At 53.7% G+C, this 13,842-nt stretch carries 11 protein-coding genes and 3 pseudogenes; 12 read left to right on the plus strand and 2 right to left on the minus strand.

The genetic code is table 11. The annotated features are described in order from the left end of the window. Window positions 1-38 precede the first annotated feature (38 nt). The 3 genes and pseudogenes from DO97_RS31055 (at window position 39) to DO97_RS31060 (ending at window position 2,496) form a co-directional block, all read left to right on the plus strand. Entirely contained in the window at window positions 39-470 is a 432-nt protein-coding gene (locus tag DO97_RS31055) for a hypothetical protein (RefSeq protein ID WP_476703520.1), read from the plus strand. Between the two features lie 80 nt (window positions 471-550). Further along, window positions 551-1,912, plus strand: a complete 1,362-nt coding sequence (locus tag DO97_RS10300) for a hypothetical protein (protein WP_476703521.1) — start codon at window positions 551-553, stop codon at window positions 1,910-1,912. Window positions 1,913-1,955: 43 nt separating this feature from the next. Beyond that, window positions 1,956-2,496: pseudogene (locus DO97_RS31060) on the plus strand (GIY-YIG nuclease family protein). 255 nt (window positions 2,497-2,751) lie between these two features. Here DO97_RS31060 and DO97_RS10310 read toward each other — a convergent pair. Further along, window positions 2,752-4,008 (minus strand): FAD-dependent oxidoreductase, encoded by a 1,257-nt coding sequence (locus DO97_RS10310; protein ID WP_052128609.1) that lies wholly within the window; start codon window positions 4,006-4,008, stop codon window positions 2,752-2,754. Window positions 4,009-4,196: 188 nt separating this feature from the next. Here DO97_RS10310 and DO97_RS10315 point away from each other — a divergent pair, with 188 nt between their 5' ends. The 9 genes and pseudogenes from DO97_RS10315 to DO97_RS10355 all read left to right on the plus strand — a co-directional run bounded on the left by DO97_RS10315 (window position 4,197) and on the right by DO97_RS10355 (window position 12,646). Further along, a complete protein-coding gene (locus DO97_RS10315) occupies window positions 4,197-4,523 on the plus strand; it encodes a hypothetical protein (RefSeq protein WP_036533113.1) in 327 nt (108 codons plus the stop codon). Between the two features lie 107 nt (window positions 4,524-4,630). Next, window positions 4,631-6,853 (plus strand): hypothetical protein, encoded by a 2,223-nt coding sequence (locus DO97_RS10320; RefSeq protein ID WP_036533114.1) that lies wholly within the window; start codon window positions 4,631-4,633, stop codon window positions 6,851-6,853. A gap of 240 nt (window positions 6,854-7,093) precedes the next feature. Then, a complete protein-coding gene (locus DO97_RS10325; RefSeq protein WP_036533116.1) occupies window positions 7,094-7,399 on the plus strand; it encodes an RNA recognition motif domain-containing protein in 306 nt (101 codons plus the stop codon). A gap of 94 nt (window positions 7,400-7,493) precedes the next feature. Continuing rightward, a complete protein-coding gene (gene rpsU, locus DO97_RS10330; RefSeq protein ID WP_036533118.1) occupies window positions 7,494-7,682 on the plus strand; it encodes a 30S ribosomal protein S21 in 189 nt (62 codons plus the stop codon). A 152-nt stretch (window positions 7,683-7,834) separates the two neighbouring features. After that, window positions 7,835-8,134, plus strand: a complete 300-nt coding sequence (locus DO97_RS10335; protein ID WP_239651633.1) for a pentapeptide repeat-containing protein — start codon at window positions 7,835-7,837, stop codon at window positions 8,132-8,134. Between the two features lie 77 nt (window positions 8,135-8,211). Then, window positions 8,212-10,728, plus strand: coding sequence for an ATP-dependent Clp protease ATP-binding subunit (locus DO97_RS10340; RefSeq protein WP_052128610.1), 2,517 nt, complete (start codon window positions 8,212-8,214; stop codon window positions 10,726-10,728). A gap of 90 nt (window positions 10,729-10,818) precedes the next feature. Then, window positions 10,819-11,043 carry an indolepyruvate ferredoxin oxidoreductase subunit alpha gene (locus tag DO97_RS10345; protein WP_036533120.1) on the plus strand — a complete coding sequence of 75 codons (225 nt, stop codon included), beginning with the start codon at window positions 10,819-10,821 and terminating at the stop codon, window positions 11,041-11,043. A 9-nt stretch (window positions 11,044-11,052) separates the two neighbouring features. Then, a pseudogene (locus tag DO97_RS10350) lies at window positions 11,053-11,801 on the plus strand (ABC transporter ATP-binding protein). Further along, entirely contained in the window at window positions 11,798-12,646 is an 849-nt protein-coding gene (locus DO97_RS10355) for a methyltransferase domain-containing protein (RefSeq protein WP_036533122.1), read from the plus strand. The pseudogene DO97_RS10350 and the gene DO97_RS10355 overlap by 4 nt, the downstream one beginning before the upstream one ends. Before the next feature lie 17 nt (window positions 12,647-12,663). Here the strand turns inward: DO97_RS10355 and DO97_RS31065 are convergent. Further along, window positions 12,664-13,813, minus strand: a pseudogene (locus DO97_RS31065) (glycosyltransferase family 4 protein). Between the last annotated feature and the right edge of the window lie 29 nt (window positions 13,814-13,842).

Genomic DNA, 13,842 nt, shown 5'->3' on the forward strand with positions numbered 1-13,842 from the left:
CTGCCCCTAATGTACCGCTTCACCTCCTCCCTATCTCCATGTCTTCCACCCCTTCTGGTCGCTTCCAAAGTAGGGTTCTGCGCCTGCTATCTGAAAACAGCCGCCGCTGGTTCGATCGCAGCGATCGCGCCCTGCGTCATGCCAGGATGGCAACCCTGTGGGGGGTGCAGGTGTTTTTGTATCCCCTCTATGCCTTGTTTCAGGCGACCCGTCTGGTCGGTCGGCCCCTGCAAGCAACCGTGGATCGGGGATTGGGAGCCTTGCCCCTGGGAAAGACACAGGCCCAATCCCCTGACTGTGATGCACCGATTCAACGGGTGTTGCTTGCAACCACCCCCTGGCTGTCCATTTGGCAGTCCCTTCTTCACCCCCAGAGCTACCGACCCTTGAAAATCCCTGGCAGATCCCCCGCGATCGCCATTGGTTCGAGGGAGTACGGCAGTGGTGGCACCACTATCGCCAGTCTGTAAAGACGGTGCAGAAATCAGCCCGATCGTCGGCCTTACCGAAGTCCTTGTCGCCAGCCCCGCCGCATCCCTTGCCCGACTCCATGACCCTGGAGGGAGTGGGGCAGTCCCTTAAAGGATCGTTGACCCATCTTTGGAGCCACCTGCGGGTGTCCATCCAAGCCCTACCAGTGCTAGCGCGACAGATCCAGACTCAAAAACTCAGCCGTGGTGATCATCCCCCTCAGTCTTTGCTCCCCACCCCTGGGTTTCAAATCCAAGGAATTGCCTCCTTGGTAGCCACCCGAGAGCTGGTTTTAGTTGCCCCCCAGAATCAAATCTTGGACGTGCTGACCCCGGCACAACAACAGCAATTATGGCAACGAATTGTCTGGGAAATTGCGGCCTATTGGTACGACTGCCGCACGATTCGCTTGGCCCATCGAGATTTGCTCGCTCCCCTGCCACCTCCAGCAAATCGACCCACCCTCTTGCCCCCCGTGCGCTGGCTGCGGCAGTTAATGGCATGGGTACAACGAGGCCCCGTGGCCATCTCAGCGAATTTATTTCAAGAAGTCCATTGGCTTCAAGCAGCACCCCCGGTAAGATCCGATCAAGAAGCAATCCAGCCGCACCTTTCCGTCCCCTCCGAACTGCGAAGGTTGAGGCCAACTGCCGTTGCCCCCCTACCCTCCACCGACCCATCGCCCCAAGCCTTGCTTTTGAGGCGACTCCTGCCGCCGCCAGCGAATCACCCCTCACCCCCTGAAGCCTCATCCATTCAGGCAGATCACCTGGAATTACACCCCCAACCCCCTGTCCTGGCAGCATCCTCAACCGATCCTTGGCTAACGCTGCAAGATTTATTTGGGGAGCCAGCCAGTTTTCCAGCCGTCGCAGCAGTTCCCGTGCCAACCCAGTCGTTGCCCCTTGGAGCAGTCCCCGAGACCCCCCTGATTCCAAGTGAGCTAACCCCCGCCCCTGTCCTCGCCGGCCCACCTGTGGTGCAGCCTGCCCAGAGGGGCCAGTTGGCAACGATCCCCTCCTTATTAGCGGCGGCGATTCCCCCCACCGCTGCAGCGTGGCGATCCCTGAAACTCAAAGCTTGGTTGCCACGCTCCCAGACAGCTGCGACGCCCAGGATTGGAGAACTCCAGCGTCGGCAGCATCCAGCACACCCGATCCAGCCTGCCCCCGGTATTGGCGCTACGTCACCGCCATCGGCTGCAAATCCAGAATTAGTGCCCTCCCTGAGGGCGATCGCGAATCCTGCCCATGAAATCACCCCGCCCCTGTCCACCGCCTATGACCTGGAATCCCAGCCCCATTGGATTGATACCAAGGCAACGGTGGTCGGCTACGTCAAACACCCCCTCGAGCAATTGCTGGAATGGCTAGACCGGGCATTGCTGTGGTTGGAAAAGCTGCTGGTTCGTCTCTGGCAGTGGCTACAGCGATCGCCCTAGGAATCCGGCTTTGAATTTTGCCCAACTTGTGTGTAACCCTGCTATGACCGTCTCTGAATTCCCCTCCCTTGCCAGCTTGCCGTTTCTGCCTTACATCGATGCGGAGGGAGTACTTCCAGACTCACTTCAGGGGCAGGTTGGTGTTTTTGGCATCTTTGATCAATCACAGACCTTACAATTTATTGGCTATTCCCGCGATATTTTTCTTACCCTGCAGCAATTGTTGGTGCGGCGACCCCACGCCTGTTATTGGCTAAAAGTCCAAACCAGTGACCGTCCGAATCGCACCATGCTAGAGACGATCCGAGAAGCCTGGATGGCGGAAAATGGTTCCGTACCCCCCTGGAAATGGCACTGAACAGGCTAGTTGGAGCCAGCCCATTGATGTCAAGGGGTTAATGACCCCTGAAGAGCAGTCAAATTATGCCAATGCCTTGGATGAGCTGACCCAGATGAAACTCCTAAAAAATGTGGCGCGGCGGGTAGAAGCTGAGATTCTGGCTGTTTTGGAGCAACGGGGCTTACGGATGCAAATTCGGTTTAATCCCAAGTTGAAGGAAACGGGGTTGCTGGATCTCAAGTAAGTCGGCGTCTACGTCTAGAGCAGAAGAAGTGGGTACGGGGAGGCTGCGAGAGGCTTCACCGTGAGTTCGGGATAAGTTAAATACTGTAAGCCTTACAGATTAAGCATCTGCAAGCAAAATAGACGACCTTGGTAAGGGGAGGGCATCGAACTTCTGATCCACGTCCCCCCTTTTGAAGGGGTCAGGAGGGGGGTAGCTAAAGGGATCCCAAAGAAACAAGCTGACAACCCCAAAAAACTGCAAAATACAGCGGTATCAAGCTTCCTTAGAGTTTGGGGCAGCAACGGCGGCAGATAAACGTACCCGCCAAATTCCGAAGCCGACCAGACGCACCAGCAAGTATTGGAAGGGGGGAAAGCGCAGAATCCAAGGGGGATGAAATTCGCTCTTGGCTGTCAAGGCATTGGAAACCAGTTGTTTTTGAATCGTCGCTTGAACAGCTTGGATAACTCGCACTGGTAAGGCTCGCTGGTCCTGAACCCCCGCTAGGGCAGCAATGGAAACCTGCCCTGCTTTGAGTGCGGCACTCAAGGAGTTAGCGGCTACCACTGCATCCTGAATCGCATAGTTAATGCCCACCCCGGCAACGGGTGACATCACATGGGCGGCATCGCCAATGAGTAACAACCCTGGACGATACCACTGACGCAAATAACTGGATTCCACCGCTAAAAAGGCAATCTCTGACCATTCAGTCAGGTTCGCGAGGCGATCGCCCAATTCAGGCACCAGTGCCGCGACCTCTTGGCGTAAAACGGGCAACCCTTGCGATCGCAGTTGTTGATAGCTGCCTTTCTCGATTACATAGCCCAACTGCCAGTGATCCTGCCGATCAATAATCACCAATAGGTTTCCCTGCCCGGTGCGGAACCCAGAATCCAGATCGGCGGGATCATCGGCCAAACGGGGGAGGCGAAACCACAGGACATCCATGGGGGGGGAACTTTTTACCGGCTCAAACCCAGCTAACTGCCGTAGTTGGGAGAAACGACCATCCGCCCCAATGGTGAGGGGCGCTTGAATTTCGTGCCAACCTCCTTGACCACGATAGCGAATGCCGATGACCGTGCCATTTTCTTCAACTAGTTCCTGCACATGGGCCCCCAAAATTAATTGAAAATTGGGATACCGTTGGGCCTCAGCAATCATGAACTCAAGTAATTTCACCTGGGGGAGGACGGCAATGTAGGGAAACTTCGTCTTCAACAACCCAAAATCAGCGAGCTGGGTAACCTGGGTTGCGGTGCGGACAGTCAGGTGCTGAATTTTGCCATGGGGATGCTGCAACAGCTGATCCGCCAGTCCCAGTTGATCCAGGATCTCCAGGGTGGAGGGGTGGATGGTATCCCCCCGAAAATCCCGGTCAAAGTCCCGATGCTGCTCCAACAGTGTCACGGGAATTTCCTGCCGTGCCAACAACAGCGCTAGCATCACTCCCGCAGGTCCACCCCCGACAATGCAACAATTCGTCTGCTGGATATCTAAAATTTCATGTTCCGCCTTGACAACCATTTTTCTCTCTCCAGTGAGTGGTTTCTTCAGCCAAAACCAGCTTCATTCAGACTCTTCCTCATTCACCTCAATTTGGGTTACGGAATGTAATCTAAAGATTGCAGTTTGTAATAATTATTCGGTCTCTGAGGTGGCATCCGATAGACTATTCTCCACATAGAATGCTGGGATCAACTGAGACTTATAAAATGTTAACAATAAGCATTTGGCATCATTATTTAATCTTCGGTTCCTTTGCCGCTGCGATCGCCGGGATCTTGCTCTTATTTCTGCCAAAACTGACCCATACTCCGGAACCCTTAGAAGCAACGGAGTGGATCCTGTTGCTGATGAGTTTTGCCTATTGGAGTGTGTATTGTAGTGCCACGCTTTTACAACCCCTCTGTTTATCAGATTGGGATATCCTGCGCCTCAGTTTGAAAATCACCGCAATTATTACTTACTTTTTAACCGTTGCTTGTATTTTGAGCTTGCCGCTCCATCGTCTGGCCATGTCCCGTCAGGTTGAAGAATAACCATCCCTTCAACGTCAGAAACAACACCGACTGGAGCAGGTTCCTGGGTTCCAAGGATGGTAGCAGGTATGATCCGAAAGAGCATTTTGTCTTCTCTTTCCCCTGCTATGAAGCCCTTGATCCTAGAACGAAGACCGAAACGGCGATCGCAACGACTATTCCTAGTCATCCTTGCCCTCATGGCAGTGATTGTATTGTTGCTGGTAGGGTGGCAGCGAGAACAACCAGAATCCTTGGTAGGTAACAACTTAGTTTCGCAAGTCTCTGACTATGAGGTCACAGGCACCTTCTCCGAGACGGGTGAAACGCCAATTGAAGGGAATGTTGTGGCCTCCTTGCAACGTCACCATCCCGGTCTACTGTTGTGGAGCTCTTGGGCGGGAGCCGATCAAAACACTGGGAGCTTGACCTCTGTACCCTTTACCGCACCGATGGTGCTGACAGTTTGGGTGGCAGGCTATCCCAACGCCGAGGGCAATCAGCTACTGCTAGAAAATGTCGAAACCCAGGCGCAATACAAACTATCAGCTACCAATCCGGGAGAAAGTTGGCGGCAAGTTCTCCTCTGGGTGCCCCTGAGCTGGCAAGGACATCCCATCCGCCTCGTTGCCAGGGATCAGACCACCACTCCAGGAGGCTGGTTAGGGGTGAGTTCCCCCCAAGAGACGGGGTGGTTAAGTTTGCTGGGGACACAGTTGGGTTCGCTGGTCATCTTGCCCCTCTATCTGCTCTACTTTGTCTTGTTCCTGGCCCCCAGTCTATTTGTAGTGCTGCTGATGATTCAGTTTGAAAATCTGCATCCAGCCTTGACCCTCATGCTGGCGATCCTGGTCAGCGCGGTCTGGGGCTATGGCTTATTCTGGCTGTATTTTCTCAATCATATTGTGGGGATTATTGGCAGCGTCTTGATGTTGTTGTTGGGACTCTACAGTGGGGTGGCAGTTTGGCGACAACGCAGCCTCCAGCGATTTATCCAATCCCCTGATGTGCTGTTCCCCACCCTGTTGATGTTTTTAGTAGGATTGTTTTATCTCTCCCTCCTCTATGTGTTTGATCCAGCCCTGTCGGCTAACAGTCTGGCCCAAACTCGTTTTTTTGCGGCTCGCCCCTCTGACAACACCCTGCCCTTATTACTGGCAGAAAAGCTCTATGCCGGGAAAGATCCCCGACAATTTCTGGGGGATTGGCAAAGCAGCGATCGCCCTCCCTTGCAATCGGGCATCGTGCTGCTAGAGCGACCGGTTCTAGGCATCTTGAGTCTCGGAGTCGGCTATCAACTGCTGGGCACGATCGCCCAATGTTCCTGGATTGCTGCCCTCTGGGCTTACTGCCGCACAGCGTTTACGGGGACGAAGGCTGGCTATCGCCTCACCCTGGTACTGGCAACGGCCATCTTCTCTGGCTTCTATCTCTACAACAGTGTGTACGTCTGGCCCAAGCTCTTGGCCGGTGCCTTTACCCTCTTTGCCTTTACCTTGCTCTTACAGGAACAGGAGGATCCCCAAATACCTTCAACGGGACGCACCGCCCTAGCAGCGATCGCGGCGGGCCTGGGATTACTCTCCCACGGCAGTGCTGTCTTTACCCTGCCGGCAATGATCCTGGTACTGATCCTGCTGCGCCGAGTACCGGATTGGCGTAGCACCATCATCGGTGTGGTTTTGTGCGGGATGTTGCTGGCTCCCTGGGCTGCCTACCAGAAATTCTTTGATCCCCCCGGAGATCGCCTTGTGAAAATGCACATTGCTGGAGTTCAAGAAATTGATCCTCGCTCTTCATGGAGCGCCATTTATGATGCCTATCACGGACTCAATCCCCTCCAGCTGGGGCAAAATAAGTGGGAAAATCTAAAGACGATTGTGGGTGCAGTACCCCTGCTTGAGTCAGCCCAACTGTTTGAACACCCAACCCTGATTACCAACTGGCGCTTGCGGGAACGGGAACACATTATCCCTGCCTTGGGATTGCTGAATCTCGGCTGGTTGGGGTTGCTAGGGCTGTGGCTCGGGGGGGGGCAAGATCGTCACAAAGGATCGCCGTATTGCCCTGGCAGCAATAGGGGTAAGCGTGATCAGTTTGCTGATGTGGGCATTGGTAATGTTTTCTGGCGGTTCGACGGTGATTACCCACAGTTCCTATGCCAGTATCATGCTAGCTTTCACCGGACTCGCCCTCTTGATTTCAGAACTCCCCGGACTGATCACCTATCCCCTCCTAGGGCTCCACACCCTGCTCTTTGCCTGGATCTGGATTGTGAACACGCCATCTGGGATTGCCGAGGCAGTGGTGAATCTGCCCAGTCTGCCCCTCCTAATCGTGGCTGTGATTAGCTGCATCGCCCTCGCCAGAGTGCTGATGCGACTGACCCAAGAGCGGCGATTTATGTCCTGACGGCATGATCAATGGCTCGATCCCAGCCCGCGTCTCTCCTGCTTGCGTATTGGCCCACTCTATGTTAGTCAATCATGTGCTAGGGTTAGGGGTAAGGATTATTTTCGGCTGTGTAATTCGTTGTATCAGCGTTTCTCCGAATCTATCTCTCTACATTTACTGATTCCGGAGATACTTCCATGTCGATCTATGTTGGCAATTTATCCTACGAGGTCACCCAGGATGATCTCACCCAGACCTTTTCAGAATACGGTACAGTCAAGCGGGTTCAGTTACCAACGGATCGCGAAACTGGTCGCTTGCGCGGGTTTGCCTTTGTTGAGATGGCTACAGAGGCAGAAGAAGCAGCGGCGATCGAAAAACTGGACGGTGCCGAGTGGATGGGCCGTGACCTCAAGGTGAATAAGGCGAAGCCCCGGGAAGACCGAGGGTCTTCTGGAGGGGGTAGCTGGGGGAATAAAGGTGGCTCTTCTCGACGCTATTGAGCTTTGGAGCTGAAGGTTTTAGCTCTAACGTCTTGAGGGCAGACAAAGAGTCTGCCCTTTTTTATCGAGCGTTTTTCATTACTGAAGAGGTCAGATGGCCCAAATCACTCCGGGCGAGAATGAAGGAATTGAGTCTGTACTGCGTCGATTTAAGCGCAAGGTTTCTAAGGCAGAAATTTTCCCTGATATGCGGAAGCATCGCCACTTTGAAACCCCCATCGAAAAACGGAAACGTAAAGAACTTGCCAAGCATAAACAACGGAAGAGACGATCTCGCCATTGAGCTTTGGAGCTGATCAATCGGTTCATGACCTTGATCTAAAGTTAAGTCACCTCCCTGACGACGTTCTTTACCCCCTTAACATCCCAATGAAAATCAAAGAACTTCTGAGCCGCTACATGGCAGGTCAAAGAGATTTTAGCAACCTGAATCTCATGGCAGCCAACCTCAGAAATATGAATCTGAAGGGTGCAAATCTGAGTGGTGTGAACTTAACAAAGGCCAATCTGACGAGAACCAATTTAAGCCAGACTAATCTCTCAAATGCAATTTTGCTAGGAGCCAACCTCACCGAAACAAACTTGACAAAGGCCAACCTTACCAATGTCAAGCTCCAGGATCTCGATCTGAGTCATACCTACCTTGGCGGGGCCATTATTACCAACGCTTTAAACCCTGGTTTTAGATCTAAGAAACCCAAACCATCGCCAACTAAAGATTCAGACCCTTGTTAAGTCAAGCCTCGCTTTAGCCAATATATCCAACGAACTCCGACCAGTGACCCTACTCTTTTTAGAAATGGATATTGATGATGTTTGAACTGTTTACAACCAGCGCCATTAAAGTCATTATGTTGGCTCAAGAAGAAGCTCGGCGTCTCGGTCATAACTTTGTAGGAACCGAGCAACTGCTGTTAGGGCTGATTGCTGCTGAACCCGGCATGGCATCCAAGGTCTTAAAATCTTTAGGCATTACCTTGGCGGATGTGCGGCGGGAGATTGAAGCGGTGATTGGTCGTAGCTCTAGTTATGTCAGTGCAGAGATTCCCTTCACTCCCCGGAGTCGGCGGGTGCTGGAACTCTCGCTAAATGAAGCGCGACAGCTGGGGCAGAACAACGTTGACACCGAACACATATTACTCGGCTTAATTCAGGACGGAGAAGGTTTGGCAGCCAGAGTCCTGGAACATTTAGGGGTCGATCGCAACCAGATCCGGACGCAAGTGATGCAAGCGATCGCCCCCAAACCCATCCTTGCGAGTCAAAACCCCCAGCGCAAAAAGACCCCGGTTCTCGATGAGTGTGGCATTGATCTCACCCAACTGGCCACCCTGGGAAAGCTTGACCCCGTGGTGGGGCGGCAAAGAGAAGTTGAACGGGTGATCCAAATTCTGGGTCGTCGCACCAAAAACAACCCAATTTTACTGGGGGAACCCGGTGTGGGTAAAACAGCACTAGCCGAGGGATTGGCTCAGCGCATCGTCAACCATGATGTCCCTGAAACCTTGGTCGGGAAACGGGTGCTGACCTTAAATATCAGCTCCTTAATTGCCGGCACCAAGTATCGGGGGGAGTTCGAGGAACGCCTGAAGCGGATTATGACTGAAATTCGCAGCAATGGCGATGTGATTTTAGTCATTGATGAGGTGCATACGTTGGTGGGCGCAGGAGCCGCCGAAGGGGCGATCGATGCCGCGAATATCCTCAAGCCTGCCCTAGCGCGGGGGGAACTGCAATGTATTGGGGCTACTACCCTAGATGAATACCGTCAGTACATTGAGCGGGATGCGGCTCTGGAGCGCCGTTTTCAGCCCGTGATGGTGGGTGAACCCAGTGTGGAAGAAACGATTCAGATTTTGCACGGTTTACGCAGTCGCTACGAACAGCACCACAAACTCACGATCTCCGATCTAGCCCTAGAAGCGGCTGCCAAGCTATCGGATCGCTATATTTCAGACCGATTCCTACCAGATAAAGCGATTGATTTGGTGGATGAAGCAGGTTCGCGTGTCCATATCCAGCACTCAAAACAGGTGTCAGCGGCGAAGGAACTGCAAACCGAGCTCAATCGAATTCTAGACAGTAAACAGGATGCGGTGCGATTGCAAGAGTTTGCCCAAGCGGGCAAATTGCGCGATCGCGAACTGGAGATCCAGCGAGAGATTCAAGCCTCGGCTCCAGAGAATACCGAGCAGGGTAATGATCCCAGTCTCACGACCATTGTTGATGTCGCTGATATTGCCCAAATTGTTGCCGCCTGGACGGGGATTCCCGTCAGCAAACTCACCGAATCGGAATCGGAAAAATTCTTGCACATCGAAGAGATTCTCCACCAGCGGCTGATTGGTCAGGTCGAAGCCGTTGCCGCGATCGCCCGTGCCATTCGCCGTGCCCGGATGGGGCTCAAAGATCCCAAGCGACCGATCGCCAGCTTTATCTTTGCGGGGCCGACGGGGGTGGGAAAGACCGAACTGGTGAAATCCCTGGCTGCCTGCTTCTTTGGCTCTGAAGCCGCCATGATTCGCTTAGACATGTCTGAATATATGGAGCGTCACACCGTTTCCAAGCTGGTGGGTTCTCCTCCTGGCTACATCGGCTACAGCGAAGGTGGGCAACTCACCGCCGCCGTGCGGCGTCAACCCTATTCCGTGGTGTTATTTGACGAAATCGAAAAAGCTCACCCCGATGTGTGCAATCTGCTGCTCCAGATTCTTGAAGATGGCCGCTTAACCGATGCCAAAGGTCGCACCATCGACTTCAAAAACACGGTCATCGTCATGACCTCAAATGTTGGCTCGAAGGTCATTCAAAAAGGTGGCGGTGGACTGGGTTTCGAGTTTTCGGAGCATCCCACCGATGCCAATTACAACCGAATTGTTGGCCTCGTGAATGAGGAACTTAAGCAGTACTTCCGCCCCGAATTTCTCAACCGCCTGGATGAAATTATTGTCTTCCGGCAACTGACCCAGCCTGAAGTCAAACAAATTTCTGAGCTGCTGCTGCGGGAATTCTTTAGCCGTTTAGCAGCGCAAGGCATTACCTTGGAAGTCACCGATCGCTTTAAGGAGCGCTTAGTCGAAGCAGGCTATCATCCTGAGCTAGGAGCCCGTCCCCTGCGTCGAGCCATTACCCGCCTGTTGGAGGACTGTCTGACGGAGGAAATTCTCTCGGGTCGGGTGAAGTCGGGAGATGCCGTGGTGGTGGATGTCGATGCGGCGGGGGAAGTGCAGGTGTTACGCCAGGGTGCCGTCGCTGCCCCGCTGCCCGATAGTGACCTCGGAGCTGCCCCGGAATTAACCTCCTTAGGACTGGCGACCGCTGCCTGCTAAAACCAACGATCCCAGACCTGCCGCCGGGGCTGTGGAGGGAGTAAAATCAGCCAAGTGGTTCAACTTCAAAGCTGGTTCTGAAAGAGAGTAATGTCACACACCATTGTTACGGATACCTGTGAAGGGGTTGCAGATTGCGTTGAAGCCTGCCCCGTTGCCTGCATCCACGAGGGGCCGGGTAAAAATCGTCAGGGTACAGACTGGTACTGGATTGATTTTGCCACCTGTATTGACTGCGGTATTTGTCTCCAGGTCTGCCCGGTTGAGGGGGCAATTGTGCCTGAGGAGCGTCCTGATCTACAAAAAACACCCTAGTCACAAGTTATGAACCAACCTGTGCCTTCCACCGCTATCTTAGAGGTCGTGGATGTCTATGCCGGGTATGTCAAGGGACTGGATATCCTCCAGGGGGTAAATCTCAAGGTCTATCCAGGGGAATTGATTGCAATTATTGGCCCCAACGGTGCCGGTAAGTCTACCCTGGTGAAGACGGTGTTTGGACTTCTGACCCCCCACCGAGGTCAGATCCGGTTCCAGGGGCAGGCGATCGCCGGATTGAAATCAAACGAGATTGTGCAGCGGGGCATGTGCTACGTGCCGCAGATTGCCAATGTTTTCCCTTCCCTCACCGTGGATGAAAACTTAGAGATGGGAGCCTATCTCTGCTCCTCTCCCTTGCAGCCGATCAAAGACGGAATTTTTGCCACGTTCCCCGTCCTCGCCAATCGGCGGCGGCAGCGAGCCGGCACCCTATCCGGTGGGGAGCGACAAATGCTCGCGATGGGGCGCGCCTTAATGGTACAGCCCAGCTTGTTAATGCTGGATGAACCCTCCGCCGCCCTTTACCCCCCTGTTGGTGACCAGTGTCTTTGAGCAAATTCAGCAGATTCACCGGGGGGGGTACCGCCATTGTTTTGGTGGAACAAAATGCCCGTAAAGCCCTGGCAATGGCTGACCGAGGCTATGTGCTGGATACGGGGCGAGATCGCTACGAAGGCAAAGGGAGTGATTTATTACAAGATGCCAAAGTTCGAGAACTCTATTTAGGGGTCAACGCCAACTCACCGTCATGACAGAGATTTTATTCCAGCAAATTCAACAGTTCTATGACGGTGCTTCGGGGCTGTGGGAGCAGATCTGGGGAGAGCATATGCACCATGGCTACTACGGCAGTGATGGTCAGCAAGCCCCGGATCGCTACCAGGCACAGATTGATCTGATTGAGGCCCTGTTGAATTGGGCAAGGGTCGGAGAGGCAGGGGAAATTCTAGATGTGGGCTGTGGGATTGGCGGCAGCTCTCTGAATCTGGCGCAGCGGTTTCAAGCCGCTGTGACAGGGATTACCCTCAGTCCCGTCCAAGTTCAGCGAGCCAGGGAACGGGCTGCCCAAGCAGGTCTGACCACTCAAGCGGAGTTCCAAGTCGCCAATGCCCTAGCCATGCCCTTTACTGACAACCGCTTCGATCTCGTCTGGTCTTTAGAAAGTGGAGAACACATGCCTGACAAGGCGCAGTTCTTGCAGGAATGTTATCGGGTACTGCGTCCAGGAGGGACGCTGATTCTGGCCACCTGGTGCCATCGTCCCACCCATATCCAACCCTTAACCGTCGATGAGCAGCAACTGCTAGCAGCCATTTACCGCGTCTATTGTTTACCCGGTGTTTTGTCCCTCCCCGAATACACCGCGATCGCCCAAAGGCTGGAACTGCAAAACCTCCGCACCGCTGATTGGTCAACTGCCGTGGCTCCCTTTTGGGATCAGGTGATTGATTCCGCCTGGAAACCAGCAGCGATTTGGGGATTGCTCCAAGCAGGATGGACAACGATTCAGGGTGCTTTTGCCCTGGGACTGATGCAGTCAGGCTACCGCAGAGGGTTGATCCGTTATGGAGTCCTGACCGCAACAAAACATCATTAAGGGAAAGGTGACCGACTTCAGGTTGAACTGCCTGCGAACACCCGTGGTTGACTCAGGACATCCCCATAGAGATCCTCAAGGCGGGAAATATTGGCACTGAGGGCATAGGATTCCACCACCCGTTGACGAGCCTTTTGCCCCAGGGCACGAATCCAGGTAGGATGGTCACGCAACAGGGGTAGGAGGGTGCGAATCTGACTGGAGACTCCCTGGGTTTTAAGAATGATCCCCGCCTCATCCTGGAGAACCTCGCCATCCGCCCCCACATCGGTGGCTAAACAGGCCAGCCCACAGGCCATGGCCTCCAGCAACGATAGGGACAACCCCTCCACCAGGGAGGGCAAAATAAACACATCACAGCCTCGCAGAATCTCAATCCGCCGCCGTTCATCCGGCTCAAACCCCAACCAGAGAATCCCCAGATCTTCACCATAGAAGGGTTCCAGGGAGGAGCGCATGGGGCCATCCCCTACAATCACCAGTTTGCAGTCTAGCCCCAACTTAGCCTGTTTCCAGGCGCGTAACAGGGTTTCCACAGTTTTTTTCAGGGGCAATGCGTCCCTGGTAGACAAACAGCTGTCCGGCATTAAGTTCCTGCTTCAGGGAAGATCCCCCTGGAGCATACTTCTGGACATCCACTCCGTTGGGAATAATCACCACCCGATCCCCAGGCACCCCCAATCGCACCAGCAAATCCCGTTGAATTTGAGAGAAGATAATCACCCGGTTGTAGTGAGCCAAAAACGGGGCGTAGAGCTGATACATCAGGTGTTGGGTTCCCGATGTAAAATTGCGGGGCTTGCGGTCAAAGGCAGGGTGGAAGGTGGCCACCAAGGGTAGGCCTAGCTCTTCACAGATCTCAGGGAGCAGAAAATCCAGGGGTGAGAGGGTGAGGGAAGCATGAACTAGATCGGGCTTGAGTTCGCGGAGTGACTGACTCAAGACCTTGCTCGATCGGGGGGAAGGAATGGTATAAATTTGAGACTTATAGAGAAAGGGCAGGGGTACTTCAGGGCAGGAGGGCCAACCATCGGGGGAGGTTTCTTCCTGGGCAAAGTGGAGAAAGCTAACCTGGTATCCCCGATCCAACAAGGCATTGGTTACCTCTCGACCATAGGTAACGTTGCCACAAAACGGAGATTTTTTTCCAAGCCAGGCAATGTGCATTCTGGTGCAGTCTCAAATGAGCAGGGATG

The sequence above is a fragment of the Neosynechococcus sphagnicola sy1 genome (assembly GCF_000775285.1).
In the GTDB taxonomy this organism is placed as follows: domain Bacteria; phylum Cyanobacteriota; class Cyanobacteriia; order Neosynechococcales; family Neosynechococcaceae; genus Neosynechococcus; species Neosynechococcus sphagnicola.

Bases quoted from the DNA above. Each gene is read 5' to 3' on its own strand.
- DO97_RS10340 (WP_052128610.1), top strand. From the start codon at position 8,212: ATGTTTGAACTGTTTACAACCAGCGCCATTAAAGTCATTATGTTGGCT.
- DO97_RS10310 (WP_052128609.1), bottom strand. From the start codon at position 4,008: ATGGTTGTCAAGGCGGAACATGAAATTTTAGATATCCAGCAGACGAAT.
- DO97_RS10345 (WP_036533120.1), top strand. From the start codon at position 10,819: ATGTCACACACCATTGTTACGGATACCTGTGAAGGGGTTGCAGATTGC.
- DO97_RS10335 (WP_239651633.1), top strand. From the start codon at position 7,835: ATGGCAGCCAACCTCAGAAATATGAATCTGAAGGGTGCAAATCTGAGT.
- DO97_RS10320 (WP_036533114.1), top strand. From the start codon at position 4,631: ATGAAGCCCTTGATCCTAGAACGAAGACCGAAACGGCGATCGCAACGA.
- DO97_RS10315 (WP_036533113.1), top strand. From the start codon at position 4,197: ATGTTAACAATAAGCATTTGGCATCATTATTTAATCTTCGGTTCCTTT.
- DO97_RS10300 (WP_476703521.1), top strand. From the start codon at position 551: ATGACCCTGGAGGGAGTGGGGCAGTCCCTTAAAGGATCGTTGACCCAT.
- DO97_RS10325 (WP_036533116.1), top strand. From the start codon at position 7,094: ATGTCGATCTATGTTGGCAATTTATCCTACGAGGTCACCCAGGATGAT.
- DO97_RS31055 (WP_476703520.1), top strand. From the start codon at position 39: ATGTCTTCCACCCCTTCTGGTCGCTTCCAAAGTAGGGTTCTGCGCCTG.
- DO97_RS10355 (WP_036533122.1), top strand. From the start codon at position 11,798: ATGACAGAGATTTTATTCCAGCAAATTCAACAGTTCTATGACGGTGCT.
- rpsU (WP_036533118.1), top strand. From the start codon at position 7,494: ATGGCCCAAATCACTCCGGGCGAGAATGAAGGAATTGAGTCTGTACTG.